Origin of the sequence: Streptomyces shenzhenensis, from assembly GCF_003688995.1 — a bacterium.
GTDB lineage: Bacteria > Actinomycetota > Actinomycetes > Streptomycetales > Streptomycetaceae > Streptomyces > Streptomyces shenzhenensis_A.
This window is the reverse complement of record NZ_PENI01000046.1, coordinates 12,538-39,102: the sequence shown is the minus strand read 5'-3', so window position 1 is coordinate 39,102 and position 26,565 is coordinate 12,538. Positions and strand designations below refer to the sequence as shown.

The 26,565-nt window shown below is 71.4% G+C and carries 23 protein-coding genes; 16 read left to right on the top strand and 7 right to left on the bottom strand.

Annotated elements, in window-relative coordinates; genetic code table 11:
• Nucleotides 1–61 precede the first annotated feature (61 nt).
• The 5 genes from CTZ28_RS49070 to CTZ28_RS41845 form a co-directional block, all read right to left on the bottom strand.
• The gene (locus CTZ28_RS49070; protein WP_121895007.1) at nt 62–385 is read right to left on the bottom strand and encodes a hypothetical protein; all 324 of its coding nucleotides are present in this window, start codon (nt 383–385) and stop codon (nt 62–64) included.
• A 3,318-nt stretch (nt 386–3,703) separates the two neighbouring features.
• Nucleotides 3,704–3,862, bottom strand: coding sequence for a DUF6760 family protein (locus CTZ28_RS41860; protein ID WP_121895006.1), 159 nt, complete (start codon nt 3,860–3,862; stop codon nt 3,704–3,706).
• A complete protein-coding gene (locus tag CTZ28_RS41855) occupies nt 3,859–4,365 on the bottom strand; it encodes a hypothetical protein (protein WP_121895005.1) in 507 nt (168 codons plus the stop codon). The genes CTZ28_RS41860 and CTZ28_RS41855 overlap by 4 nt, the downstream gene beginning before the upstream one ends.
• On the bottom strand, nt 4,365–4,808 hold the full coding sequence (locus CTZ28_RS41850) for a phage tail protein (RefSeq protein ID WP_121895004.1): 444 nt from the start codon (nt 4,806–4,808) through the stop codon (nt 4,365–4,367). Before CTZ28_RS41850 ends, CTZ28_RS41855 begins: the two co-directional genes overlap by 1 nt.
• A 101-nt stretch (nt 4,809–4,909) precedes the next feature.
• Entirely contained in the window at nt 4,910–6,493 is a 1,584-nt protein-coding gene (locus tag CTZ28_RS41845; protein ID WP_121895003.1) for a phage tail sheath family protein, read from the bottom strand.
• A gap of 236 nt (nt 6,494–6,729) precedes the next feature.
• On the opposite strand from CTZ28_RS41845, the gene CTZ28_RS41840 reads away from it, so the two are divergent.
• Together CTZ28_RS41840 and CTZ28_RS41830 are read left to right on the top strand one after the other, a co-directional pair.
• The gene (locus CTZ28_RS41840) at nt 6,730–8,487 is read left to right on the top strand and encodes an eCIS core domain-containing protein (protein WP_121895002.1); all 1,758 of its coding nucleotides are present in this window, start codon (nt 6,730–6,732) and stop codon (nt 8,485–8,487) included.
• A 258-nt stretch (nt 8,488–8,745) separates the two neighbouring features.
• The gene (locus CTZ28_RS41830; RefSeq protein ID WP_121895000.1) at nt 8,746–10,164 is read left to right on the top strand and encodes an RICIN domain-containing protein; all 1,419 of its coding nucleotides are present in this window, start codon (nt 8,746–8,748) and stop codon (nt 10,162–10,164) included.
• 199 nt (nt 10,165–10,363) lie between these two features.
• Here the strand turns inward: CTZ28_RS41830 and CTZ28_RS41825 are convergent, their stop codons facing one another.
• Nucleotides 10,364–12,460 carry an ATP-binding protein gene (locus CTZ28_RS41825; RefSeq protein WP_121894999.1) on the bottom strand — a complete coding sequence of 699 codons (2,097 nt, stop codon included), beginning with the start codon at nt 12,458–12,460 and terminating at the stop codon, nt 10,364–10,366.
• Nucleotides 12,457–13,110 (bottom strand): Pvc16 family protein, encoded by a 654-nt coding sequence (locus tag CTZ28_RS41820; RefSeq protein ID WP_121894998.1) that lies wholly within the window; start codon nt 13,108–13,110, stop codon nt 12,457–12,459. Before CTZ28_RS41820 ends, CTZ28_RS41825 begins: the two co-directional genes overlap by 4 nt.
• A 381-nt stretch (nt 13,111–13,491) precedes the next feature.
• Between CTZ28_RS41820 and CTZ28_RS41815 the strand changes: the two genes are divergently transcribed.
• From CTZ28_RS41815 to CTZ28_RS41750, 14 genes are all read left to right on the top strand, one after another.
• On the top strand, nt 13,492–13,977 hold the full coding sequence (locus CTZ28_RS41815; RefSeq protein WP_121894997.1) for a YybH family protein: 486 nt from the start codon (nt 13,492–13,494) through the stop codon (nt 13,975–13,977).
• Between the two features lie 98 nt (nt 13,978–14,075).
• Nucleotides 14,076–14,735 (top strand): helix-turn-helix transcriptional regulator, encoded by a 660-nt coding sequence (locus CTZ28_RS41810; RefSeq protein ID WP_121894996.1) that lies wholly within the window; start codon nt 14,076–14,078, stop codon nt 14,733–14,735.
• Complete coding sequence (locus CTZ28_RS41805; RefSeq protein WP_121894995.1) at nt 14,732–14,935, top strand: hypothetical protein; 204 nt, start codon at nt 14,732–14,734, stop codon at nt 14,933–14,935. The genes CTZ28_RS41810 and CTZ28_RS41805 overlap by 4 nt, the downstream gene beginning before the upstream one ends.
• Before the next feature lie 188 nt (nt 14,936–15,123).
• Nucleotides 15,124–15,981: a MerR family transcriptional regulator gene (locus CTZ28_RS41800; protein WP_121894994.1), complete on the top strand. Its 858-nt coding sequence runs from the start codon at nt 15,124–15,126 to the stop codon at nt 15,979–15,981.
• 411 nt (nt 15,982–16,392) lie between these two features.
• Nucleotides 16,393–17,172 (top strand): LamB/YcsF family protein, encoded by a 780-nt coding sequence (locus tag CTZ28_RS41795; protein ID WP_121894993.1) that lies wholly within the window; start codon nt 16,393–16,395, stop codon nt 17,170–17,172.
• Entirely contained in the window at nt 17,169–17,894 is a 726-nt protein-coding gene (locus CTZ28_RS41790) for a 5-oxoprolinase subunit B family protein (protein ID WP_121894992.1), read from the top strand. The genes CTZ28_RS41795 and CTZ28_RS41790 overlap by 4 nt, the downstream gene beginning before the upstream one ends.
• Nucleotides 17,887–18,858, top strand: coding sequence for a 5-oxoprolinase subunit C family protein (locus CTZ28_RS41785; protein ID WP_121894991.1), 972 nt, complete (start codon nt 17,887–17,889; stop codon nt 18,856–18,858). The genes CTZ28_RS41790 and CTZ28_RS41785 overlap by 8 nt, the downstream gene beginning before the upstream one ends.
• Nucleotides 18,859–18,893: 35 nt before the next feature.
• Nucleotides 18,894–20,123, top strand: coding sequence for an aminotransferase class I/II-fold pyridoxal phosphate-dependent enzyme (locus CTZ28_RS41780; protein ID WP_121894990.1), 1,230 nt, complete (start codon nt 18,894–18,896; stop codon nt 20,121–20,123).
• A gap of 172 nt (nt 20,124–20,295) precedes the next feature.
• Nucleotides 20,296–21,621, top strand: coding sequence for an MFS transporter (locus tag CTZ28_RS41775; protein WP_183154855.1), 1,326 nt, complete (start codon nt 20,296–20,298; stop codon nt 21,619–21,621).
• Between the two features lie 57 nt (nt 21,622–21,678).
• Nucleotides 21,679–22,707, top strand: coding sequence for a M24 family metallopeptidase (locus tag CTZ28_RS41770; protein ID WP_121894988.1), 1,029 nt, complete (start codon nt 21,679–21,681; stop codon nt 22,705–22,707).
• Between the two features lie 55 nt (nt 22,708–22,762).
• Nucleotides 22,763–23,575 (top strand): aldo/keto reductase, encoded by an 813-nt coding sequence (locus CTZ28_RS41765; protein ID WP_220795539.1) that lies wholly within the window; start codon nt 22,763–22,765, stop codon nt 23,573–23,575.
• Between the two features lie 240 nt (nt 23,576–23,815).
• The gene (locus tag CTZ28_RS41760; protein WP_183154854.1) at nt 23,816–24,775 is read left to right on the top strand and encodes an NAD(P)-dependent oxidoreductase; all 960 of its coding nucleotides are present in this window, start codon (nt 23,816–23,818) and stop codon (nt 24,773–24,775) included.
• On the top strand, nt 24,772–25,539 hold the full coding sequence (locus tag CTZ28_RS41755; RefSeq protein WP_121894986.1) for an SDR family NAD(P)-dependent oxidoreductase: 768 nt from the start codon (nt 24,772–24,774) through the stop codon (nt 25,537–25,539). Before CTZ28_RS41760 ends, CTZ28_RS41755 begins: the two co-directional genes overlap by 4 nt.
• Entirely contained in the window at nt 25,532–26,542 is a 1,011-nt protein-coding gene (locus CTZ28_RS41750) for a sugar phosphate isomerase/epimerase family protein (RefSeq protein ID WP_259472055.1), read from the top strand. The genes CTZ28_RS41755 and CTZ28_RS41750 overlap by 8 nt, the downstream gene beginning before the upstream one ends.
• The last annotated feature ends 23 nt before the right edge of the window (nt 26,543–26,565 follow it).

Here is a 26,565-nt window from a genome sequence, read left to right as displayed (position 1 = left end):
GCGCGGTCGTGAGTGGTGGTGCGAGTCGTGCTCATGCCGGTGAGCGCCGGGTGGCGGCCGGTCAGCGGCGGGGGTCGCGGAGCTTGCCGATCCGCTCCCGGTCGAGCCGCAGTTCGGTGCGGATCAGCCGGGTGATCCGGCCGACCAGCCTGTGTGTCAGCTCGTCGAGCTGGAAGTCGGTCAGGGAACGGGGGTCGAACTGGCCTTTGGCGACGGGCGAGTACGCGGGCGGGTGTTCGCCCGAGTCGTACGCCGGTGGCGGGTCACTGGCGGAGTCGGACCTGGACGAGCCGCGCGACGACGTGCCGTGGGCCGAAACGGCGGAGACAGCCCTGGTGGTCGTGGCGGGCGTCGGCCGGGGCGGACCGCCGGTGTCTCGTTGCACGGGGATGGGCGCGCGGGCTTGTACGGGCGCGGGTGCGGGGCCCGCGGGGGTGACGACGGCGTTGGTGTGCGCGGTTCCCGTCGCCTTGGGCGCCCTGGGTGCGGCAGCCGCGTGTCTCTGGGCAACTGCCGGGATGGGGAGGGCGCTTGGCCTCGCTCTCGCCTGCGGGACCGCCCCGGGGGCGCTGGCGGGCGGGGTCGTACCGGAACCGCAGCCGGCGGCCGAGCGCAGTGGCACGGCGCGGCCGACGGGAGAGGCCGGGGCCACGGCCCGCTGTACCGCTGGTCGGGCGCCCGGCGATGAGGGGCGGGCGCTGGTGGGCGCCGGGCGGCGCAGTGGCACGGCGACCGGGGTTGCCCGGCGCCGGATGCCGGGGGCTGCCGTGGGCGTCGGAGCCGGGGTGAGGGCGCGGGTGGGTGCCAGGCCGCGCACCGGAGAGGCCACGGCCGGCGCGGACGCGTCCAGCGCGGACGCGCTCGCCTTGATGCGCTGCTCTGTCGGCGCCGATTCCGGGCCGCCACTTTCGGCCGGGGAGCCCGCACTTGGGGGGATCACCGTGGCGCGCTGTACGACAGGGGCGTCGGCGGCCGGGGCCCGCAGGGGTACGGCCGAAGGGTGGTGGGGCGGTGCCGCCGGTGTGAAAGCCGGAGTTCCGCGGAGCCGGGTGGCTGGTGGTGGAGTACGGTCCGGTGCCCCGCCCTGGCGCGCTGCCGTCGCACGCTGAACGGTGGGAGCTCCGGCAGAGCCCGAACTGCCGTGGGAGGTAGGCCCCGAGGGGGATTCCGTATCCGGCGGCGGGGCGGAGAGGGGTGCCCCGAGCAGAGGGCGCTGCCGCGGGGTGGGCGTGGTGGCGCGCTGGACCGGGGCACGGGAGGGGGCGGCTGCCGGGGCACCGGCCGGTGGGGCGGGCGGGACCGGAGGTACGGCCGGAGCGCGGAGCCCGTCTGCCGGGCTCGCAGATGCGACTGGAGCCGCGGGCGGCTGGACGGTGGGAGCCGAAGACGCGGCCAGGTGGCGGGTCGGCTGGATGGTGGTGGGGTTCGTCGACGGAGGGATGGCCGAGGCGTTGGAGGGTGAGGCCGCCGGTTCCGGGAGTGCGCTCGGGCCAGTGCCGGGCACGTTCCCCGAGGTCGGCGCACCGAGGCCCATGCGCCTGGCTCCAGGGGAGGTGCTCCGCTGTACCCGAGGCGTGCCCGTGACGGACGGTCCGCTCGACGGCGTGCTCGGGGGCACCGGATCGGCGGCCGGGGCAGCGGGGGCGGGAGTGCGCGGACTCGGAGTCGGCCTGGAAGGACGCGAGTTCGCGGTGGCAGGCGTCTGCGAGGGGGAGGCCGGGGCCGCCGGACTGCGGTGGCCGGTCGCCGTCGTACGACCACTGCGGTCGGCTGTCGCCCTTTGGACAGCGGCCGTTGTGGTGCCGGGGGCAGGCGCTGTGCGGGCCGGGGGGCCGCTCGCTGGGTCGGAGGAGGCCGGCGTCTCGGCGGTGCCGCCGGTGCCGCTTGTTCCATTGCCGGCGTGGGGTGCCGTGCCGGCGGAACCGGTCGCCCTGGGGGCGGGGGTGGTCATCGGGCGACCGCTCCCAGGCCCCGGCCCGGCGGTGCTGGGCGCGAGCGCCGTACCGGTGGGCGTGGGCGTCGCCCCGCCGCTGGAACTGCCCTGTGTCTGCTGGACGTTGACCACTGCGCCGCCGTGCCGGGGCGCCGTGTTCAAGGGGCCGGCGGCTGCACAGCCGGAGTCCGGCGCCGTGCCGCTTGGGCCGGGCGCCGTGCCGCGCGGGCTGTCTGCCGTCCCGTTGGGTTCACGCACGGGCTCGGCAGGTGCCTTTGCCGCCCGGCCGCGGCCGGTTGGCGTTCCGGCGGGTTCGGCGGGCGTACGGCTGCGATCGGCCGTCGCCCGTTGGACGTTGACCGCCACGCCGCTGGAGCGGGTCGGCGGGCCGACTGGGCGTTCCCCTCTGCTGCTGGGGCCGGTGGCCGTCCCGGCTGGGATGGTTGGCGCACGTTGGACGTCGGCCACCGTGTTGCTGGGCCTGGTCGGCGTGGAGCCAGGGCCCGTGGGAGTGGTGCCGGGACCGCCCTTCGACGCCTCGGTGACGGCCGGGGCGTCGCCGGGGGCGGGTGCTGTGGCTGCGAGGGCGCTGCTCGCCGCGCGTGTGGCGGAAGTTGTTGCCTCGGAGCCGGTCGTTCGACTGCCGGTGTGGGATGCCGTACTCGTGGGAGGAGCGGCCTTGTCGGCAGGGTTGGCAGGTGTTCCACTTCGGTGACTTGTCCGACTGGTGCTGGTGCTGGTGCTGGTGCTGGTGCTGCTGCGGTCGGTCGTCGGACGGACGGGTCCGGTTGCCGGGCTGCCGGGACGGGGCGCGGCCGTGGTCGACGTGGGAACCACCTTGCCACCGGAACCGGCCGTCGCCCGTTGAACGTCGACCGCCGCATCGCTGGAGTGCGCCGCCGTGCTGCCGGAGCCGTCTGTCGTACCGCCACCTGACGCCGGGCTGCCGGGCCCGGTCGGCGCCGGGCCGCCCGCGCCAGCCGACGCAGGGCCGCCCGAGGCAGCCCCCGCACCGGCCGAGCCGCCTCCCCGGGCTCGGCCGGCATCGACCGCCACCCCGGGAGAGGCCGCCCCCGCCCCGGCGCCCGCGGAGCCCGGCGGCGTACGGCCCGGCGCACCGGACGCGGTCGCAACGTCCCCTCGTGCCACAGGCAGAGCCCGCCGCTGCACGACAGGCGTGGCGGGCGCCCTGGTCAACAGGTTCGGCCGGTGCGGCCGGGCCGGTACGGGTGTCACCCGCGGGCCCGCCGGGCGGGACGCTGTGACGGGACCCGGCACGTGTTGCACCGGCGCGGTGCCGTCGTGCACGTGGCCCGGGGCCTCCGGCTCCCCGCCCCGCACCGGCGGCAGGGTGCGCGAGGGCGGTTCGAGTCCGAAGACGGGCCTCGCCGACGCGGTGAGCACGTCCCTGACCAGCCCGGCCGGCGCGCCGTCGAGAACGGCGTGGGACAGGGTCCCGCCGGTGAGGGAGGGGTTCTGCCAGGTGCTCAGCCGTCCGCTGAACCCGGGGTCCGCGACACCGGTCCGCCCGACAGCGGCCCGCTGGATCGGCGGCAACCCGACCCAGTCGGCCACACCCACTCCCGTACCGGCGCCCGTGTCCGTGCTCGTGCCCGCAGGAGAGGAACCTCCGTCCCCAGTAGCCGAGTTCGCCTCGGAAGCCGATACGGATGCCGATGCCGTACCGGCAACAACGTCCGCCCTCTGTTCGCGACGCGCGGCGGACACCGCCGAGCCGCCGCCCCTCAGTCGGTCGAAGAACCCCACAGCTCAGCCCTCCGCCCCGCCCCGTGTCACCAGGGACGCGATCTGTTCCGTGTAGCGGTGGCGGTCCCGGTGTTCGAGGTCCAGGATCTCCTCCAGGCTCCAGTGGAAGTGGTAGGCGACGTACGCGATCTCCTCGTGCAGTCGGTCGGTCGCGTACGTCACGATTCCCCCAGGCGGCTCCCGCCGAGTTCGACCTCGAAGGGTTCCGAGCAGTGGGGGCACTGCACGGCGGCGCGGGTGTGGCCCTCGGCGTTGACCTGACGGTAGAAGTCCTGAAGGAACGCGAGGTCCGAGGCGAACATGTTCTCCACCACACCGTCGTGCACCATCGCCAGCGTGCCCAGGCGGGTGATGACCCGGCCCAGCAGGACCACCGACAGATAGGCGGGGTTCTCCTGGACGCGGACGTCCCGCAGCGGGATCAGCTCGTCCCGGGCGGTGGCGAGGCGCATCACGCCGTCCCGGTGGACGGTTCCCGAATCGTCGACGTAGCCGCGCGGCAGTTCGAAGGGGAACTCGGTCCGCATCCGCTGAGCCACCGGCGCGGGGGCGGGCGCGGGCGCGGGCGCGGGAGCGCCGCCCGTCTGCTCCGGCCCCGCCGCCTTTACCGTCTGTGGTGCCGGTACGTCCACGACCGCGCCCGCCCTGGCAGCCGTACGTCGCATTATTCGATGACCAGTTCTTCGAAGACGATGGTCACGGTCTCGGTGAGCGCGGAGGCCTCGCCGGCCTTCAGGGCGCTGGCGTCGATCTTGCTGCACCAGGCGTTGCGCATGTTGTAGCGCTTCACCGGATTGTTCTCGTAGTCCATCATGATGATGGAGGCGTTCTTGCGTGCCGTGCTCATCGCGCCGGCGATCGAGTCGTTGATCCACTCCGTGAACGCGGGGGACTGGGTCATGCCGCGCACCACGGTGCACTGCCCGTCCTTCTGCACACCCGGCATGAGACTGACATCTTTGTGGCCCTGCGCGGTGTTCGACAGGTGTTTGATGACGTCCTGTTCGATGCTGAGGCCGTTGACCTCCGCGAGGTACTCGACCATCACGCCGTCGATCTGGAGACCGAAATTATGTGAGGTAAGGGCGTCACCCGGGCTGAGACTCATCTGTTCTCTGTCCTTCTGATGGTTCGTGGAGATGGCGTACGGGGTGGTGCAGGAACTGGTGCACGAGATGACGTGCCACGACTACGGCGCAGGCGGGCGGCCTACTCCTCCAACTCCCCGCTGCCGCTGGAGAACTGGGCCAGCCGGAAGATCACGAACTCGGCGGGCTTGACGGGGGCGACACCGATCTCGCAGATCACGCGCCCGAGGTCCACCGACTCCGGGGGGTTGGTCTCCTCGTCGCACTTGACGTAGAACGCCTCCTCGGGCCGCTGGCCGAAGAGGGCGCCGGCGCGCCACTCGTTGACGAGGAACGCCGAGACGTTGCGCCGGATCCGGGCCCACAGGTTGTGGTCGTTCGGCTCGAACACCACCCACTGGGTGCCGAGCAGGATCGACTCCTCCAGGTAGTTGAAGTACCGGCGGATGTTGAGGTAGCGCCAGGCCGGGTCGGAGGACATGGTGCGGGCGCCCCAGACGCGGATGCCGCGGCCCGGGAAGGCGCGGATGCAGTTGACGCCGACGGGGTTGAGCAGATCCTGCTCACCGCGGGTGATCTGGAGCTCCAGGTCCACCGCTCCTCGTACGACCTCGTTGGCGGGTGCCTTGTGCACGCCGCGCTCGAAGTCGTTGCGGGCCCAGATGCCGGCGACATGACCGCTCGGCGGGATCACACGGGACTGGCCGGTCGCCGGGTCGAAGGCCTTGACCCAGGGGTAGTACAGAGCCGCGTACTTGGAGTCGTAGCCCGCGGTCTCCTGGCGCCAGACCCGGATCTGACGGGCGTTCAGGCCCGGCGGGGGGTCGATGACGGCGACCCGGTCGCCCATCAGCTCGCAGTGCGCGATCAGACCGAGCTGGACCGCCTTCACGGCCTCCAGGTCGATCGCGCCCCGCTGGTAGGCGGCCATCAGGTCGGGGACGGCGACGATGGAGATCTCGTCGACGGCCTCCAGGCCACCGAAGCCGGTGCGGTCGGCGGAGTCGCCGAGGTACTGGGCCGGGCCGGGGTGGGAGTCGCTCGCCCCGGAGGGGACGGCGGGGGCGGGCGCCGCGGGTGCCGTCAGCGCCACGGTCTGGTTCTCGGGCCGCGCCAGCTGCGCCGCGGGCACCGACTCCTGCACGGTGATGAGCTTGGAGCGCTCCTTCACCTGCGTGACCACGTAGTTGCGGCCGCCCTTCTTGGCGGTCACATCGAAGGTCTCGACGGTCTTGTCGCCGTCCTTGACGATCAGCTTGAAGCGCTCCGCGGGGCCCTCGCCCTCGGGGTCGGCGACCTCGACGCTGAGCGAGCCGCCCGCGACGGCGGTCACGCTGAAGGTGCCGAGCTGCTTCGGCTCACCCGCCGGGAGCGCGGCCGGTGCCTGGGCGGTGGAGCCGGTGGCGGCGGCCGGGGCGGCGTTGCCTGCCGCGCCCTCGGCCGTGCCGCCGACCCGCACGACGTACGCGGCGCTGCCGCCGTTGTTGAAGAACCCGTAAACGGAGTGTGCGAGGTAGTAGCCGTCGGTGAAGTCACCAAAGGCCGCGATGTACTGGGACCAGTTGGTCACCAGGGTCGGCTCGTTCAGCGGCCCGGTCGGCGCGAGGCCGACCAAGGCCGCGACCGACGTGCCCACCCCCTCGATGGGACGTGATCCGCTGGCCACCTCCTCGACATATACGCCGGGTGACAGGTAGGACGGCATGCTCTGGTTCTCCTCGGGGTACGAGACAGGACGCCTCTCACCCTGACGTGCGCGGCGCGTCCCCGAAACGTCCTTCGGCGCCTGCTCGGGGGCACCCCTGCTGCCCCCGGGGGCAGGTGGTGACGGAACCCTGCCCGCGCCCACGGCAGTTCTGCCTGTCGGTCTGCCCTCGCGGCCCTCCCGGCCCCGGACTCGGCCGGGTAAGGCTGGGCTGACAACCGTGTGAGGGGAGCAGTGTGCGCGCACAGGAATTCCGGTCTCAACAGGCCGGCGCTCGGCGGCGGGACCGCAGCGCCGCGACGCAGAACACAGCTGCGCGGCGGATGCTGGCCATCCAGCGCCGGGCGGGCAACGCGGCGCTGACGCGTGCCATCGAGGAAGAGCGGCACGAGCACGACGCCGGCTGCGGTCACACCCAGCAGCCCGCCCCCGCCGAGGGCGCGTCGGCGCTCGATGTCATACGTAAACCTGGAAGTCCGGTCGATCCGGCGATCCGTGCCAAGGCGGAGCAGGGCATGGGCACGGACTTCGGGGACGTGGAAATGCACACCGGTCCGGAGGCTCAGCGCTCGGCGGCCCATTACGGGGCGCGCGCTTACACGACCGGTCGGCACATCGTCATCGGTGAGGGCGGCGGGGACGAACTCACCATCCTGCACGAACTGGCCCACGCCTGGCAGCAGAAGAAGGGCGCGGTAGAGGGCACCGACACCGGCAACGGGGAGCGGGTCTCCAACCCGGACGACCGCCATGAACGCGAGGCAGACGACATCGCCCACCAGATCAAGAGCGGCGGCCCCGGGCCTGCCGCGGCCTCGGGCCCGACGGAGGCTCCTGGACCCGCTCTGCCCACGGGCACTATTCCGGTCGCCCGTATGCCGAGTGCCGGTGGCGAGCGCCGCATGCACTCCCACGATGCAGGACAGATGTTCCAGATCGAGGTTGACGGCGTTTCGGAGATCGGCACGTACGTCCGCCATGCGTCGGGCGGCCGTGAGCTGTTCATGACCAGCCGCGGCCCGGTCCGCGTGCGGCCGCGTGACATCCTCGGGCTCCGCCCACAGGTGGGCCTCCGCCACCCACCGGGCCGCCCTCGCCCGGTCGAGGAGAACTTGGAGGACCGGAGGCAGATCTTCCTGTCCGAGGCCGACGCGTCGGCCGCACGCGCGCGGGTGCGGAGGGACCCCGGCGCAGCGGACGACATCGCCATCACGACGTACGAGCAGGACCCCGGAGCCTCTTACGGGGAGTATCCGCACAACAGTGAGGACCTGCGACGCGTTGGCGTGCCGATCCTGAATGGCGTGGACCTGAGCGACGCCGATGCCGCGCAGCGGCTGAGCCATGTCGCCCCCGGTGCCAACCTGCACTTCCAGATGCCGCACGCGGGTCGCCCGAAGAAGTACTCCACTCAGCAGCTGGTCCGCGACCTCCACGGCTTGCCCGGACGCATGCAGCGCGACAATGTCACCACAAGTGTCACGACGGCGCATCCGAGTGGATACCCGCACAAAGGATCGCACGACAGGAACTACGGCATGGAGAGCCGAGCGGCAGTGCCACCTGGCATGCGGGTCGTCGAGGAGTACTCCGACAACGAAGGCCTTGAGGAGTTCGGCTACTCCCACCGGATTTCCGGCAAGGACAAGAGCGCCGCGGTGGCCAGTCACCGCAAGACGTACAAGCTGGAGCCCAGGCGCAGCGACAGCCCCGAGGAGGCCGGGCCGTCGAGCCGCCCCGAATCCGACCGAAGCCGGCGTGCTCGCACCCGCAGCCGGTTGCCCGGTACGGAGGCCTACGACGACGAGCAGGAGCCCCGGCCGTCTCGGCGTGCGCGTGGGCGGAGTCGTGCTGCCCGCAGTAGCCAGGCGCAGAGTGTCAACTACGCCGCGACGGACGCCGTGGACGATTACGTGACCAGCCAACAGCCCTCCCAGTACGAGGACGAGTACGAAGACATCCCGCCTCGCCGCCGGGACAGCCGCTACCGCTAGGGCCTCTCGTTTGGATCATGCCGGGCTCGCGGGCCCTGGCACCGCGCCTCGCGGCGTTGTCGTCGGTTGTCAGGGCTCCGCCCTGCCGCCCTCCTCCGCCTTGCGATCCACGGCACCAGACCCCGCTCCCTGATCCGGCCTGATCCAAACGAAAGACCCTAGGAGTGACCCCTTGGGGCAACACGGGAGCGGGACGGGGCAACCCATCCTGCCCCGTGGCCTCCTGACCGGCCCCGGGATCCTTCCTAGCGTGGTGGTGTGAGCCTGTGGACTTCCCTGGAACCCGCCTCCGCGAACGTGGACCCGGGTGGCAGTACGACCGTGCGCCTGCGTCTGCGCAACACCAGTGACGTGGTGGACGAATACCGTTTCGAGCCCGTCGGTGACATCGTGCCCTGGACGACCGTCGAGCCGCAGACATTGCGGCTCTACCCGGGAACAACGGGCACGGTCGACCTGACGTTCGCCCCGCCGCGCACGCCGGACGCGACGGCGGGGCCGAACCCGTACGCGATCCGGATCACGCCGACCGAGCATCCGGAGGCGGTCACCGTCCCGGAGGGCAACCTGACCATCACGCCCTTCACGGAGGTGCGGGCGGAGTTGGTACCGCCGACGGTCAAGGGGCGTTTCCGGGGGCGGCCGAAGCTGGCCGTCGACAACCTCGGCAATACAAAGGTCACCGCCTCGGTCAGCGGCAGTGACAACGGTGATCAGCTCTCGTACGACATTCATCCGAGCAACGTGCAGATCGAACCGGGCCGGGCGGCGTTCGTGAAGGCGACGCTGAAGCCACGGAACACCATCTGGTTCGGGGCGAAGGAGGAGCGGCCGTACACCCTTGCTGTTCAGCGGTCGGGAGTGACGCCGCTCGATGTCGAAGGCACCTATGTGCAGCGGGGTGTCCTGCCGCGCTGGCTGGCCACCTTCCTGGGTGTGTTCATGGCGCTCGCGATCACGTTCATGACGCTGTGGATCGCCTACCAGCCCAAGGTCCGCAGCGAGGCCAAGGAGAGGCTCCAGGAGGCCGGGGTCAGCACACTGGAGCCCAGCCCCTCGGAGCCAGCGGCGCCGTCGGCTCCGAAGGAAGAGGCCGATCCGGTCCGGTCCGCCCCGGCGGAAGAGGGCGAAAAGGGCGGGGACGGCGGAGCGGCAGCGCCATCACTGCCGGTCGAGGAGGAGTCCGAGAGCGTGCTGCCCGCGAGCAACGTCCTCCTGCGCAACCTGACCACCAAACGGTGCGCCGACCTCCCCGGCAAGGGCGACGGTCAAAAAAATGGCCGGGTCCAGCAGTACACCTGTGATGAGGGCACCGACGACAACCAGCTCTGGAATCTGGAGGTGAAGGTGCCGAAGGGGGGTCCCGGCGGTACCGATCTCTTCCAGATCCGCAACGTCAAGGACCAGCTCTGCATGGACCTGGCCGGCGAGGGCGCGCAGCCCGTCAGATCACCCGTCGTGGAGTACACCTGCGACGGTACGACCGCCGACAACCAGCTGTGGTGGCTGGCCCGGCAGGAGAGCGGCGGCTACTGGATCCGCAACTTCGCGAGCAACAACAAGTGCCTCGACGTCTCAGGCTTCAGCACCGGCGTCGACGAAGCAAAACTGACGATCTACGACTGCTCCGTCACCGATGACCAGGAGTGGCAGATCGTCCACCCCAACAACGGCTGAACGCACACCTCAGGAGAAGACCGCGGCGACCGCCGTTACGCGGCCGGCCACACAGGGCCCGGACGCGAGAAACCAGCGGTCGGCGCGGTCACCTGCCCCGGCGGGATACCGAGGGTCCCGGGCGCCGCTCGAGCTCTTGCCGTTCAACACCTTGGACATGGCCGCCGCTGCAGCGCCCACACCGGCGGCCGGGCCGCTGCTACCAGTTGCCCTCTCCGGGCACCAGGCGACCTGCCTTGCGGTACTCCCGCTCGGCGCCCTCCCGCAGGTCGGCGGTGGTGACGGCCGCACCGCGCCCGGCGGCCGCGTAGGCGGCGGTGACCACGGCGCTGCGGATCGAGCCGCCCGCCAGCTCGAAGTCCCGGGCGACCGCCACCGGGTCGGTGCCGTCCGCGCACGGCACCGCGGCCAGGCTGTGCCGCCACAGGGCCAGCCGCTGACCGGAGTCCGGGAACGGGAAGTCGACCACCAGGTCGAGGCGCCGGGTGAACGCCTCGTCGATGTTGGCCCGCAGGTTGGTGGTGAGCACGGCGATGCCGTCGAAGGACTCCAGGCGCTGGAGGAGATACGCGCTCTCCATGTTGGCGTGCTTGTCGTGGGAGTCCTTGACCTCCGAGCGCTTGCCGAAGACCGCGTCGGCCTCGTCGAAGAGCAGCACGGCGTCCGTGCGGTCGGCCTCGGTGAAGATCCGCTCCAGGTTCTTCTCGGTCTCGCCCACGTACTTGTCGACGATGGAGGAGAGCTGGACGACGTAGAGGTCCAGGCCGAGTTCGGCGGCGACGACCTCGGCCGACAGCGTCTTGCCGGTACCGGACTCGCCCGCGAAGAGGCCGAGGACACCACGGCCCCGGCCGCCGCCGGCGCTCAGCCGCCAGTCGCCGAGGACCCGGTCGCGATGGCGGGCGCGCAGGGCGAGTTCGTGGAGCTGGGCGAGGGGTTTGTCCGGCAGAACGAGGTCACCCCAGCCGACGTCCGGGCGGATCCGGCGGGCGTGCCGTTCCAGACCGGAGGCGGACTGCTGGCGGGCGGCCAGCCGCAGGTGGGCGACGGTCACCGGGGTGCCGTCGAACGCCGCGAGGTCCAGGGCCGCACGGGCGGCCCGCTCGATACGGTCGACGCCGAGCCGGTACGGGGTGACGGCGGCGGCCAGATCGAAACCCGGGCCGTCCGTCCCGACCCTGAGCGCGGCCGACCAGGTGTCCACGGCGCCCGCGTGGGGTCTGGGCGCGTCGAGGACCAGAGGGTCGCGGTCGCACCACTGAGGGTCGTACGGCCGGGACTCGGCGAACACCACGGGGACGCCCGCTTCCGTCAGCGCTCGCAGCAACGGGGCCGGTTTCTCCGGCAGCGGCGACACGACGATCGCCCTGTTGCGCAGCCGGGCTTCGCGGAGCAGACGAGGGAGTAGGTCGGAGAGGATGTCGGGCCGGGGCTCCTCGGCTGCCGCGGGTGTGAACCGCAGGGCCTCTGCCGCTGTGGGCGTGAAGTGCAGGGCCTCGACACCCGCAGCGCGCAGGGCGGCGACCGCGCACGCGAGTCCGTCGCCCTCGCGGCGCTCGCGCAGATAGACGGTGAGGGGGTCGGCGGCCAGCCGGGCGGCCAGCTTGGCGGTGAAGTCGTGGTGCGAGGGCGAGGACAGGAGCGCGGACGAGGGCGAGTCGAGTGGGCGCACGCTGCCGACGAGCGCGGCGTCCAGGGTGTCGTCGCCGAGCAGATGGGCGACGAGCCGGTCCGGTACGCGCAACGAGCGGCTCAGGAAGGGGAGTACGGGCTCCTCGACGGTCAGCAGCCCGAGTGCGGTCAGCGGTGCCGAGGGGTGGAACCGGGCCCGCGCCTCGGCGAGGTGCACGGGCAGCCCGCACAGGTCGAGCGCCAGCCCGGTGGTGGCCCGGCGCCGACTGACGTCGTCGTTGAGGTATCCGTACAGCGGCTCGAAGGAGCGGTCCAGGTCGGGGGCGAGCGCGATGAGCAGGATCCGCGTGTCCAGTTCGGTCAGCCCGAGGCGTACCGCGAGCCGCTCCAGCCGGGCGGCCGGGGCGGACTCCACGTCTTCGGAGAACGCTGCGGCCTCGAAACCGGTCGCGTCGTCGAACACACAGGTGTGCGACACCGCCGTGGGCCCCAGCAGATGCTGTACGGCCTCGACGGAGAGGTACAGCCCACGCAACGGATCGCTCGCCGTCGGGTCGGCCGCGCTGCGGTTCGCGACCAACTCGGCGACCCGGTCGCGTAGTCGGGCAAGGCGGACGAGAAGCGCGTCGGCCGGGGGAGAGGCAGGGGAGGCGTACTCGGTCACTGCTGCTGTTCACCCGTGCCCTGCGCGGCCGTCGGACGCCGCGGCCGATGGCTGCGCTCCGGTGATTCGTCCAGTGTGCCGTCCAAGCCGCGTACGCGGATCGCGGCCTCCGTGACGGGGGGACCGACGTCGTACTCGGGGAAGGCCGGGAAGGGCGCGGTGACCACAAGGTCGAGGGACGGTTTGAGCTCGCCGCCCAGGGCGGACCAGATCTCGGCGAGAGAACGGGACTCGGTGTGCAGCCCCGCCACCGTGAGCGGGACGGAGAGGCCCAACGCGCGGAGAGCACCCGGGAGTTCGTCGGCTGGTAGCAGCTCACGGGGCAGCAGGGTGGCCAGCACCGCGGAGAGCAGCCGGTGCTCGTCCTGGGGCTGTTTGGTCCAGGCGGTGACCAGGTACGACAGACGGAACCAGCGGGGCGGCTGACGGCGGCGCACGATCACGTTGCCTTCGTCACGGAGGGAGACATGGCCGCGCTGACGCCGGGCGCCGTCCTCGCGGATGTCGTACAGGTAGGTGTTGACGGCGGGTGCGTTGCGCCGGGCCGCCCAGTCTCGGGTCGGGGCCTCGAAGGAGATGTCGATGCCGGAACCGCTCAGCGCACCGCCTTCCAGCAACCGCTTGATGACCTCGTCCACCTCGTGGATCACCGTCGTGCTCCTGCTCCATCGTGTGCCTGTCCGCCGATCGTGCCTTCCCCGGTGTCCGGACTGCAGGTACGCCGGGGACATTGCCGGGGAAGACTGTGATGTCCAAGCAGCCCACTGGCCGGGTCTGTCGGGCCCGACGCAGGTGCCCCGCCCTTCGGCGGCGGGCCGGAGGACGTCGATCTCACGGATGGGGGGTGCGCTGTGCCCTGTCTGGACCTCGGCCGCGGCCCTAGCGTCGAGTCATGTTGCGTCCTGAAAGCGGGACTGGGGCTGCGACCCGTCTGGGCATGCCCCGCGGCGGGGCGGAGACCCGAGGCATGAGCCGACATGAAAGGGGAATGGGGAAACGGGCCCGCAAGGGAACCGTTCCCCTGACTGCCAATGAACGATGAACAGTTGATCGCGGACCTGCACAGCCGGTGGGTATTCGGGTGGGAGCGCAATGAGGGGGACGTACCGTTCGACTTCCGGCGCACCTTCGACGGGTTCTACGACTTCGGCTCTCCGGAGGTCCGCCTCTACGACGACTTCGACCCCGAGCAGCGTGTGGCGACGACAGCCGCCGCGTACGGCTCGATCTGGGAGCCCAGCTTTCACAGGATGGTTTCCGCGCATCATGCCGTCCATGACGGCCCGCACGTCATCGCCGGCCACGATCTGGCTGCGTCCACCCTGACGTTCGTGGCGCGGATCACCATGCCCGACGGCACCACGGACATTCGTACCACGACGTCGCTGGTCTGGCGCCGAACGCCGGACGGCTGGCGGATCGTCCGCGAACACAACTCGACGAAGGCGCTGCCCGCAGGGGACCTCGACGGCATGCTGCCGGCGCACGAGGGCCCCTGCGAAGCCGAACTTCGATAGAACCGTTGGTGCCGTACGGCCGTTGTTGCCCGCCAGGAAGGTCACAAGGAGATTCGGGACCTGCACAACGCCCGCCGGGCGCGTATTGGGGGAGTCAAGTGAAGAGGGTTCGTCCCGCGTCGGCGGAACACCAGACCAAAATTCCCGTGGTCGTCCATGCACCGGATCCGATCCTATGGGAAGGCACGATCAGCCAGCTCCGGCGGCACCCGGAGGTCGACCTCGTCGACGAGTCCACCCCTCATGACGACGGTGTGGCCGTGCTCGTCGCCGAATCGCTCGACCAGGCATTGCTGTCCCGGTTACGCACACTCATCCGCAGCGAGGGCCTGCGCCCCGTCCTGGTGATCAGCCTGATCCGTGAGGCCGAGCTGCTGGACGTCATCGAATGCGGTGTCGGCGCCATCGTCTGGCGGCACGAGGCCACGAGCAGCCGACTGCTGCAGGCGGTGACCGCGGCCTTCCGCGGCGACGGCGACCTGCCCTCCGATCTGCTGGGCCGGCTGATGAACCAGGTCAGCATGTTGCGCCCGGGAGCGGTGGGCAGCCCCGCCGCTCAGACCAGCTATCTCACCCCGCGCGAGATCGACGTCCTGCGGCTGGTGGCGGGAGGAATGGACACGGGTGAGATAGCCGAGAAGCTGTCCTACTCGGAACGAACCATCAAGAACATCATGCAAGGACTCACCACACGACTGAACCTACGCAACCGCGCGCATGCCGTGGCGTATGCAATGCGTGAGGGATACATCTCATGACCCACGAAGCCGACGCGCTGCTGGAGCGGATCACCGCGCGGTGTGCGGAACTGGACGAACTCGAAGAACAGTTGGCCAACCAGCTGGTGGAGGTCCGGGCCGAGCGCGACGAACTCGCCGTCGCCGAGAAGGTTCTTGAGCGGATGAGCGAGCAGCTTGCCTGTGACCAGGGACGCTGCCGCCCTGATGGCACTCATTGAGTGAATTCCCCACCCCTGCTCTGTTCCCAAGTCTGCTCGTCCGGGACGTTTTCTCTGTCCGTGCAGCGATCCGTACGACCCTTGACGGTGCGGGAGCGCGGGGCGCGCCTACGGCAGCGGGGTTTGCATGTGCCGTAGCGGCATGTGGTCAAGTAGGCGGCGAGCACGACATTGAGAGGTTCCCGCGCATGCCCCTTCCTGCGATTCCCCGCCGGGTCAAGATCGGCGACGCCGCCGCGTTCGCCGGGACCACACCCCGCGCCATCCGCCATTACCACGCCATCGGGCTCCTCGCCGAACCGGAACGCGGCAGCGACGACCGCCGCCGCTACGTATACGACGACATGATCCGCTTGCTGTGGATCCGCAAGATGGCTGATGCGGGTATCTCCCTGGACGACATCCGGGCCGGCTTCGAGGGCGCCACCGGCATCGAGCAGTCCCTGGCCCGGCTGGAGGAGTCCCTCGTCTCCAAGGCGGCCGCCATCGAAGCCCAGCGGGCCGCCGTGCACCGCCTCCGCGAGGTGGGCAGCCCCCTGGGCCTGCTCTCACCGCTGGTCAGTGGCCGACTGCATGATCTGCCGTCCGGGGCCCTGCGCCCGGCCGATCTCGATACCCTTCTGGTCACGGAGCGTATCTTCGGCTCCCTGGGCGCCGCCGTCCAGGCCAACCGGTTCATCGTCCTGGCCACCCACTCCGAGCTGCGGGCCGAGGAAGACCGCCTGGCCGAGGCCGAGGCTGCCTTGGACGACACCATGTCCCCCGACGACCCCCGCATCGAAGACCTGGCTGCCCAGCGGTGTGCTCATGAGACCGCCTTGGGAGCCGCCATCGACAGATCCGGCCTGGACGAGGCCCTCGACGGCCTCCTGGACCAGGAGGACGAGCACGCCGGCGAGGAGGAAGGCGAGGTGAGGATGAGCCCGATGGAGGCCATCGGCAAGATGCCGTACGACTTCTCCCCTGCCCGCGTCCGGTACGAGGAACGTGTCATCGAACTGCTTCACTCGGCCGATCAGGACGGCGACACCCCACGGACCTGCTGACCGGCATCGGCGCTCGGGGCGACCCCGACAAGAGCAGCCCGGAACGGTACAGCACGAACGTAACCACGGTGCCTCCGGCGGCCGTTGGGCACTGTGTGAAGAGAGCCGAAGAGAACGCCGAGAGCGCCTGCCCGCTTGCCCACCAGTGCCGCCTGCCGCTGTCCACGCGCACCGCCGGTCCGCCGTGCGCACCACCTCCGCTGACCTTTACGGGAGCGCCGGCCTTACGTGAGGGGCTGAGGGGCTCAAGTCTCCGACGTCCGGGCGTGGTCCACACACCCCCGTGCGCGCATCCATCGCGAACCGCTATGCGGTCATGCGCCTTCCTGATGTGTGCTTCTTCTCCGCGCCCGTGCGCTCTAGCGTCTGCGCCAGACACGGTCCCGTTTTGCAAAGGGAGGGAGCAGCACTGTGCCTGTTGTCGATCTGGTCGCCGATCTCGGAGAGAGCTTCGGGTCCTACACCATGGGCAACGACGCCGAACTGCTGAAACTGCTGACGTCCGCGAACGTCGCCTGCGGTTTCCACGCGGGAGACCCGCGGGTGATGGACACGACCGTACGGACCTGCGTGGAGCGCGGCGTCCGCATCGGCGCGCACCCGAGCTTCCCCGACCTGGTCGGCTTCGGCCGCCGGGCGATGGACCTGACCCCCGACGAGGTGCGCACCGACGTGCTGTACCAGATCGGGGCGTTGTCCGCGTTCACCCGCGCGCACGGCACCCGGATCGAGCACCTGGCTCCGCACGGGCGCCTGGGCAACCTCGTCGTCACCCGGCGCGACTACGCCGAGGCCGTCGCCGACGCCGTCGAGGCCTTCGATGCGTCACTGGTGATCCTCATGCAGGAGGGCGAGATGGCCGCCGTGGCCCGCGAACGCGGCCTGCGCATGGCCATGGTCGGCATCGCCGACCGCGCCTACGAGGACGATGGCACCCTGGTGTCACGGTCCGAGCCCGGCGCCGTGTTGCACGACCCGGACGAGGTCACCCGCCGGACCGTCCGCATGGTCACCGAGGGGCTGATCACCAGCCGGAACGGCAAGGACATCGCGGTACGGACGGACTGCGTGCAGCTCCACGGCGACGGTCCGGCGGCCCTTCGGCTCGCGACCCGGATCCGTGACGAACTCCAGGCCGCCGGTGTCCGGCTGGCGCCCCTGGACGAGGTGCTGGGCGCGCCGGCCGAATGACGGACACGCGCGCAGCGACGACGATGTCCATCTCGCCGTGCGGCGACGCCGCTGTGCGCGTCGCCGTCGACGGCGACGACACCGACCGGGTGTGGACGGCCGTGCACCGGCTCGCCGGATGGCTCAACCACGGCGGCATCCACCCCACGGTGACGGCCGTGCCCACCTACGACGCGGTGCTCGTGGAGTTCGACCCGTACTACAGCACCGGCGAGGAGATCGCGTCGCACATCCGCTCCTGGGACATCACGGCCGGTGAGGGCGGCGCGGCCGGCGGCGGGGTCATCGACGTGCCGGTGCTGTTCGGCGGTGAGGCGGGCCCCGACCTGGAGTGGGTCGCCGACGTGGTCGGGCACCCGGTGCCCAAGGTCATCGACCTCGTGTGTGCGGGGGAACCGCTGATCCGCTGCCTGGGCGGACCGGCGGCCTCGGCCATGACGGACGGGCCCGACTTCGGTGTGCCGATCCCACGTCTGGCCACGCCCCGGCTGCGCGTACCGCCCGGCGCGGTCTCCGTCGCCGGGCGGCAGACGGTCATCGGGCCGGTCGCCGCGCCGAGCGGCTGGCGGCAGATCGGCCGCACCCCGCTGGACATCCTGCGCACCGACACCGACGCGGTGGTCCCGTACCGGCCGGGGGACCGGGTGCGGTTCGTGGCCATCGACGAGACCGCCTACGCGGAGCTGCTCGGCACCCCGATGAGGTACCGCCACGATGACTGACCGTCCCGAACTGCACGTCGACTCCGCCACGGTGTGCGTGGTCACCGACCTCGGCCGCCTCGCCGGCCCCGCGCGGGGACTCGCGGTCAACGGCGCCCTCGACCAGTTCGCCGCCCGCGCCGCCAACGCCCTGGTCGGCAACGCCCCCGCCGACCCCCTCATCGAGGCCACCGGCTTCGGCGTCACCCTGCGTCCCAGCCACGACGTGCTGATGTCCGTCACCGGCGCGCCGGCCGAACCCGCCGTCGACGGCCGGGCGTACCCGGCCTGGGCGCCGCTGTCGGTACGCGCGGGCGAAACGGTGCGGATCGGTGTCTCCGAGGCCGGGCTGCGTGTCTATGTCGCCGTGCACGGCTCCTTCGACGTGCCCCGGCTGATGGGAAGCTGCGCGCCGGACTCGATGATCGGGTTCGGTACGCAGGTCACCTCCGGCACCGTGCTGCCGCTGCTGCGCTCCCACCCGCCGCTGGTCAACCGCCGCTTCGGCGCCACCGTGTTCGACTTCGGCATCCCCCGCGACGTCGGCCGCGTCTCCTCGGTCCTTGACGTGATCGACGGTCCGGACGCCGCCGAGTTCGGCACCGGGCTCCAACGGCTGTACGACTCCCCGTACACGGTCACCCCGCGTATCAACCATGTCGGACTGCGGGTGGCCGGAGCCGTGCCGCGGCGGTCGGTCACCGGGGAGGTGTTGTCCCGCGGGGTGCCGATCGGGGCGATCGAGGCCCCGACGGGCGACGAGCTCCTGATCCTGATGCGTGGCCGCGGGATCACCGCGGGGTATCCGGTGCTGGCGGTGCTCACGTCCCGCGCCCTGGACCACGCCGCGCAGCTCAGACCCGGGCAGACCATCCGCTTCCACCGGACCACCGCCTCCGCCGCCACGGCCGCGTACCTGGAGCGGCGCCGCCTGCTGGACCGCATCGCCCTGCGCGCACGCACCGCCTTCGCGGCACTCGTATGACCTGCCGTGTTCCGCCCAGTCGAAGGAGAGAAGGAATGGCAATCCCTGAAACGCTTCCGGGGCCCGCGCCGGCCGAGCGCATGTCCCGCGTCAAGGAGTCCCCGAGTTCCCGGGTCGCGGACCGGGTCCGGGACTTCCAGGCGGCGGGCCGCAAGGTACTGCCGCTGACGATCGGCGAGCCCGATTTCGACACCCCCGACCATGTGAAGGAAGCGGCCGTCGCGGCGATCCGCGCCGGGGAGACGAAGTACACCTCGGCCAACGGCACACCCGCGCTGCGGCGGGCCGTCACCGCCCGGCTGCTGCGGAAGACCGGACAGTCCTACGGACACGACGAGATCTGCGTGGGCGGCGGCGCGAAGCAGCTCATCTTTCTGGCGTTCATGGCCACCCTGGACGAAGGCGACGAGGTGGTCGTCCCGGCCCCGTACTGGGTGTCGTACCCGGACATGGTCACGGTCAACGGCGGGCGCCCGGTGATCATCGGCACCACGGCCGCCGAAGGGTACAAGATCACCCCCGAGCGACTGCGCGCGGCCATCACCGACCGCACGAAGTGGGTCGTGCTGAACACGCCCAACAACCCCACCGGCGCCGTCTACAGCGAGGCGGAACTGCGCGGACTCACCGACGTCGTCCGCGCCCACCCGCACGTCTCGATCCTCTGCGACGAGATCTACGACGAGATCAACTACGGTGCGCAGCCGGTGCCCAGCGCCGTGACCGTCGCACCCGACCTGAGGGAGCGCGTCTTCCTCGTCAACGGTGTGTCGAAGGCGTACGCCATGACCGGGTGGCGGATCGGCTACGGCGCGGGAGCGCGGTGGCTGTGCGGGGCCATCGGCACGCTCCAGTCGCAGAGTTCATCCTGCCCGTCCTCCGTGAGCCAGGCGGCCGCGGTCGCCGCGCTCGACGGCGGCCGGGAGTTCATCGACCGCACCGTGGGCGTCTACACCGCGCGACGGGACCTGCTCGTCTCCGGACTCGCCGCGATCGACGGGCTGCGCCCGACGACCCCCGAGGGCGGCTTCTACGTCTGGGTCGACGCCTCCGCGCTGCTGGGCTCCGTCACCCCCTCGGGCAAGGAAGTGACGTCCGACGCGGACCTCGCCGAACACTTCCTCGACACCAGCGGCGTGGTGGTCATCACCGGTGATTCCTATGGCTGCCCGGGCCATTTCCGCGCCAGCTTCGCACTGTCCTCCGAGACAATCCGAGAGGCCGTCGCAGGACTCGCGCGTGCGGTCGAGTCACTGCGCCGCTGACATACCAGTTCCGTCCCGTGCCGGCCCGACGATGCGGCAGAAATCAGTTTCTCTAATGTCGGTATTGAGAGCCACATTTCAAGTGCCGCCGGGTATACCCATCAGCAATACCGAGGAAATAATGACGGGCCAAAGTTCTGACGACGACGTCACTTTGTGAAAGGTTGTGCCCGTGAACAGCAAGGTATCCACGGCTGTGCCGCATGCGCAGAGCCCCGGGGCCACTACGAGGGCGACGAAGGTGTCCATCGTCGGGGGTCTCATCGGCGTCTTCATCGAGCTGTACGACAACGCCGTCTACGGCTTCGTGGCCGGAACCCTCGCGGTCGTGTTCTTCCCCAGCGACGCCGCCACCACGAGCGTCCTGCTGACGTTCACGGCCTTCGCCATCCCCTTCTTCTTCCGCCCCGTCGGCGCCGCCGTGGCCGGATCGTGGGGCGACCGAATAGGCCGCAGACGCGTCCTGTTGGTCCTCATCACCATGATGAGCCTGTCCACCGCCCTGGTCGGCGCCCTGCCGAGCTACGCGACGGCGGGCGTCTGGGCCCCGATCGGCCTGGTCCTGCTGCGCTTCGTACAGGGATTCGCGATGGGCGGCGAGCCCGGCAACGGCAACTCCTTCCTCGCCGAACACGCCGGTGACGGACGCCGCGGACGCGTGGTCAGCTACGCCAACGCCGCCACGTTCATCGCGATGCTCCTCGGCACCCTGTTCGCCGCCCTGCTCACCGCGATGCTCAGCACCGGACAGATGGAGGCGTGGGGCTGGCGGCTGCCCTTCCTCCTCGCCCTGCCGCTCGGCGTGGTGGGCCTGGTGGTCCGCCGGCTCTCCGCGGAGTCACCCGAGTTCGCCGCGGCCGAGCAGAAGGGCGAGGTGACCGGCAGCCCGCTGAAGGAGGCGTTCGCCTCACCCGAGATCCGCCGCGCGATGGGCCTGACCATCGTGCTGCCGCTGCTCAACAGCTCCGGCTACTTCGTCCTCTTCATCTACATGCCGTCCTTCATGAAGGACGAGATGCACTTCTCCGGCCTCGAGGGGCTGCTGGTCACCGCCATCATGCTGGCCGTGGGCACGTTCGCGGTGCTCTACGCCGGACGCCTCTCCGACCGGATCGGCCGCAAGAAGCTGCTCAGCGGCTCGGCGTTCGGCATGGTCGTCATCGGCTTCCCCTGCTACTGGCTGCTGACACGGGGCTCCTTCGCCACGGCGGTCGTCGGCGCGGTGCTGATGGCCGTCTGTTTCGCCGGCACCAACGGCGTGATGCAGGTGACGCTCGCGGAACTGTTCCCCACCCGGGTGCGCACCGTGGCCTACGGCGTCGGCTACAACCTCGGCACCGCCGTCTTCGGCGGCGCCGCCCCGCTGCTGGTCAGCGCGCTCATCGCCGCCACCGGCAGCACCTGGATCCCCGCGATCTACCTGGTCCTCACCTCCGTGGTCGCCGGATTCACCGCGCTGCGCATCAAGGAGACGGCCTTCGAACCGCTCAAGCGCTGAGCCGGGGACGGCCCGGCGAATCCCGTACGTACACACTCGCGAAAGGACGGTGGTCCCGTGGCGACAGCGGCCACGCACCAAGCCCCAGCCGCACTCGACTGGCTCCGCGGACAACTGGACAAGGCGGGCTTCACCGCCCTGTTGCTCACCTCGCCCACCGGGCGCAGGTACGCGCTGCCGCCCGACGCCGCCGACGCGACCGCCGTCCTGCTCACGGCCGACGGCACGGTGGCGAGCGCCACCGGTGACCTCTCCGCTGCTACCGCCGCCACGCTGCGCGCGACCGGCACCGGGGACGGCGTGGTCGGCACGGAGGCCGAACTGCCGCAGTACATCCTCAGGCAGGCCGACGGCACGGGCGTACAACTGCGCCCGGCCGCCGACCTGGTCTTCGCGGAACTCGCCTGCTGCGAGCCCGCCGAGCTGCCGGCGTTCGCCGCCGCGGCCGACCTAGCCGCCGTCGGCTACACGGCGGTCATGGACCACCTGCGCGTCGGCCAGGACGTACGGGAACTGTCCGGCAACGTCGACCGGTCGGTCCGCCGCGCCGGCGGCCTGCTCGGCTGGTACGACCCGTACGGCTCCGGCGCGGCGGCCGGCACCGACCTGGTGACCGTCCGCGGCCACGACCCCGCGACGGCGCGGCTGACCGCGGCCACCCCGCTGCGCTACGTCCTGCACCCGCTGCTGGCCGGGACCGCCGGGTACGCCGCCGCGACCGCCGTACTCAGCAAGGCGGACGGCCCGTTGCGCACCGCCGGTGACGTGGGCGCCGCCGCGACGGCCGCGCTGCTGGCGGCCCTGCGCCCGGGTGCCCGGCTCACCGACGGATACGCGGCCTTCGACCGTGAGGCCGGCGAGCACGGCGCGACGTGCCGGCTGGTCGCGCTGCGCGGCGGCGGGGCTTCGCTGCCGCTCGGGCCGGACAGCACGGTGGTCGCCGAACCCGGCATGGTGCTCGGCGTGCGGACCGAGGTCCTGGCACCGGGCCGGGGCGCGGTCGAGCTCGCGGAGACCGTCACCGTGACCGCCGAGGGCGCCGAGCCGCAGGCGGGCACACCCCTGCGGCTGGTCGAGCTGTACTGACCCCACCGCCCCGCCACTGCCGTACGCCCCTGCGAAACGCAAGAGGAGAACCGTCATGGGCACCACCCTCCCGTCCGGAGCGGGCCGGGTCCCCACGGCCGACGCGGCCGGCATCACCATGCCGCTGATCGGTTTCGGCACCCACCCGATGCGCGGCGACCAGGCCACCGAGGCCGTACTGACCGCCTTCTCCGTCGGCTACCGGCTCGTCGACACCGCCACCCGCTACCGCAACGAGGCTGCCGTCGGCGCCGCCCTCGCCGCCACCGACCTGCCGCGCTCCGACCTGTTCGTGACCACCAAGATGCCGCCCGACCAGGTCGGCCGAGAGCGGCTCACCCTCGAACAGAGCCTGACCGCCCTCGGCTGCGACCATGTCGACCTGTGGCTGATCCACTGGCCCCCGGGCGGGCACCCGGGCGTCACGAGCTGGCGCGCGTTCGTGCGGGCCCGTGACGAGGGCCTGGTCCGGGCCGTCGGCGTCAGCAACTACTCCGTCGAACTCATCGACGCGCTGCACCGCGAGACCGGGGTCTACCCGGCCGTCAACCAGGTGCAGTGGGGCCCCGGCGACCACGACCCGCGCTTCGCCGAGGCGATGCGCGAGCGCGGTATCGTGCTGAGCGCGCACAGCCCGCTGCGCAGCACCGACCTCGACCACCCGGTGCTCACGGACGTCGCCCGCCGGCACGGCCGTTCGCCGCGCGACGTCGTCCTCGCATGGAACCTGCACCACAAGGTCGCGGTCACCGTGAAGTCCGCCCACCGCGACCGCATGGAGCGCAACCTGTCCGCGGCCGACCTCGCCCTGTCCCCGGCGGAGGTCGAGGCGATCGACCATCTCACGACCATGCCGACGGCGCGCTAGCCACACCACCGGCCGGCGCGAATACCACGGCTGTGCGACGACGGACGGCCGTGGTATTCGCATGCCCTTATCCCTCTCCCATCGGTATTTTTTATGCCGCCATACGGATCGCCGCTTCGCCTATTTCGCCGGAAGCCACGGAACTACGCTCGGACCGAACTTCCCGATCTTTCCAGAAGGGCCGCCGTGGTTTATCAGGTTGTGGTCACGCGAGGTTATGCGCAGCCGGACGGAAGTACCGTGTTCGGCGATATCGGGCTCTCCCGCCTGACCGACGCCGGGCTGGCATGGCGCGTACTGGACGAGGAGGTCGGGGAACTGCGGGCCGACCAGCTGGAGGGGGCGGACGCGGTCCTCGTCCTGGGGCACGAGCGGGTGACGGCGGAGTCGATACCGCCCTCGGGACGGCTGCGGCACGTCGCCCGGTTCGGCGCCGGCTTCGACGCCGTCGACACCGAGGCCTGCGCCCGGCAGGGCGTGCTGGTCACCAACGCCCCCGACGCGGTACGGCGGCCGGTGGCCGACTCCGTGATCGCGCTGCTGTACGCCCTCTCCCACCAACTGGTCGTCAAGGACCGCCTGGTACGGGAGGGACGGTGGGCGGAGCGCGGGGCGTGGCGCGGACCCGGGCTGACCGGTGCCACGGTGGGCATCGTCGGGCTCGGCGGCATCGGCCTCGAGACCGCCCGCCGGGTACGCGCCCAGGGGCTGCGTGTCCTCGGGTACAACCGCAGCGACCGCAGCCGGGAGGCGGCCGAGGCGGGCGTCGAACAGGCCACGCTGGACGAGGTGTTGGCAGGCAGCGACTACGTGGTCGTCGCCGTCGCCGCCAACCCCGGGACCCGGCACCTCATCGGAGAACGCGAACTGGCGCTGATGCGGCCCACCGCCCGGCTGATCAACGTCTCACGGGGTGTCGTCGTCGACGAACAGGCGCTGATAGCACGGCTGTCGGACGGCCGACTGGCCGGCGCCGGCCTGGACGTGTTCACCGAAGAGCCGCTGAAACCGGACAGCCCACTGACCGCACTGGACAACGTCGTGCTCGCCCCGCACTCGCTCTGCTGGACCGACCGGTACACCGACGCCGTGTCGGCGAGCGTGATGGCGTCGCTCATCGCGGTGAGCCGGGGCGAACAGCCACCGGAGACGGTCAACGCCCCCCTCGACCCGGACCCGACCGAAAAGGACAGGACATGACGGAGCACAGCACGGGCCGCGGCACCGCGGTCATCACCGGAGCGGCGTCCGGGCGGGGCATCGGCCGCGCCCTCGCCGGACGGCTGGCCGCCGCCGGCTGGCACCTCGGGCTGCTCGACATCGACCCGGCGGTCGAGAAGGCCGCCGCCGAGATCCGCGCCGAGCACGGGGTCGGCGCGGTCGGAGCGGTCGCGGACATCGCCGACCCCGCAGCGGTGGACGCCGCCGTCACCGCCTTCGAAGCGGAACTGCCGCCGGTCACGGGGCTGGTCAACAGCGCGGGCGTCAGCTCGCCGGTGTCCTTCTTCGACGTGGACCTGGCCACCTGGGAACGCGTCATGCGGATCAACGCCACCGGCACCTTCGTGGTGAGCAAGCGCGTCGTGCCCGGCATGGCCGAGCGCGGTCACGGCCGCGTGGTGAGCCTCGGTTCGACGGCGATGCAGAACGGCGGCGGCACCTACAGCAAGTCGACCTACGCCGCGTCCAAGGGCGCGATCGAGGCGTTCAGCCGTGCCCTCGCACTGGAGGTGGCGCCGCGCGGGGTGACGGTCAACGTGGTCGCGCCCGCCACCATCGACACCGACATCATGGGCGGCCGGATCACCGACGACCGCAAACCCGCCTTCGTGTCCCAGCTCCCGGTCGGACGGCTCGGCACCACCCGCGATGTCGCCGCGCTCGTCGAGTTCCTCCTCGGCGAGGACGCCGGCTACATCACCGGCGCCACCTACAACATCAACGGGGGTCTTCGCATTGGCTGACATCCCGGCGCCGCCCGCTCCCGCCGCACACACCGAGCGGCCGTCCCTCGCCGCTCCGTCCCGCCTCCCGGCACCGCACACACCGGGAGACTGGCCGATCGCCGCCGCCATGCTCCAGTTCCCGCCGCACACGGCGGACGGCACCCCGGTGGAGAAGCTCGACCCCGACGAGTGGCGCCGGCTGCTGCAGCCCGTCGTGGACGAGGGCTTCACCCACCTGGAACTGTCCACCGCCTGGCTGCCGTTGGGGGACCTGGACCCGGCCCGGCTGACGGCGCTCCGCGAGGTACTGGCCGACGCCGGGCTCGCCGTACCCGGTGTCGGCGTCGTCCGCCGCAGCGTTGTCCACCCCGAGCGCGGCGAGGACCACCTCGCCTTCTCGCACCGGACCGTCGACGCGGCCGCCGCCCTCGGCGCGGACATCGTCTGTCTCGGACTCCACGACGCGCTGAGCCCCCGACAGCGGCGGGCCCTGTGGTTCTGGACGGTGCCGGGCGACGACGTACCGCCCCGCCACGACCCGGAGGTGCGCGCACTCGCCGTCCGCCGGTTCCGGGAACTCGCCCGCCACGCCGCCGACGTCGGGGTGGAACTCTCCCTGGAACTGTACGAGAACACCTACTTGGGCAGCGGCGACGAGGCGGTCCGGTTCCTCGACGACATCGGCCACGAAGCGGTCGGACTCAACCCCGACCTCGGCAACCTGCTGCGCGTCCAGGGACCCGTGGACACCTGGGAGTACCTGGTCTCGGTCACCGCGCCACGCACCAACTACTGGCACGTCAAGAACTACGTCCGCCTCCAGGACCCGGCCACCGGCACCGTCCTCACCCACCCCACCTCCCTGGAACTCGGCGTCATCGACTACCGCGCCGCTGTCCGCTACGCGATCTCCCACGGCTTCGGCGGCACCTTCGTGGTCGAGCACTACGGCGGCGACGGCCTGAGCGTGGGCGCCACCAACGCCGCCTACCTCAGGCGCGTCCTGCCCCGCACCGACTGACCCCCGTACGACCGCCGACCGAT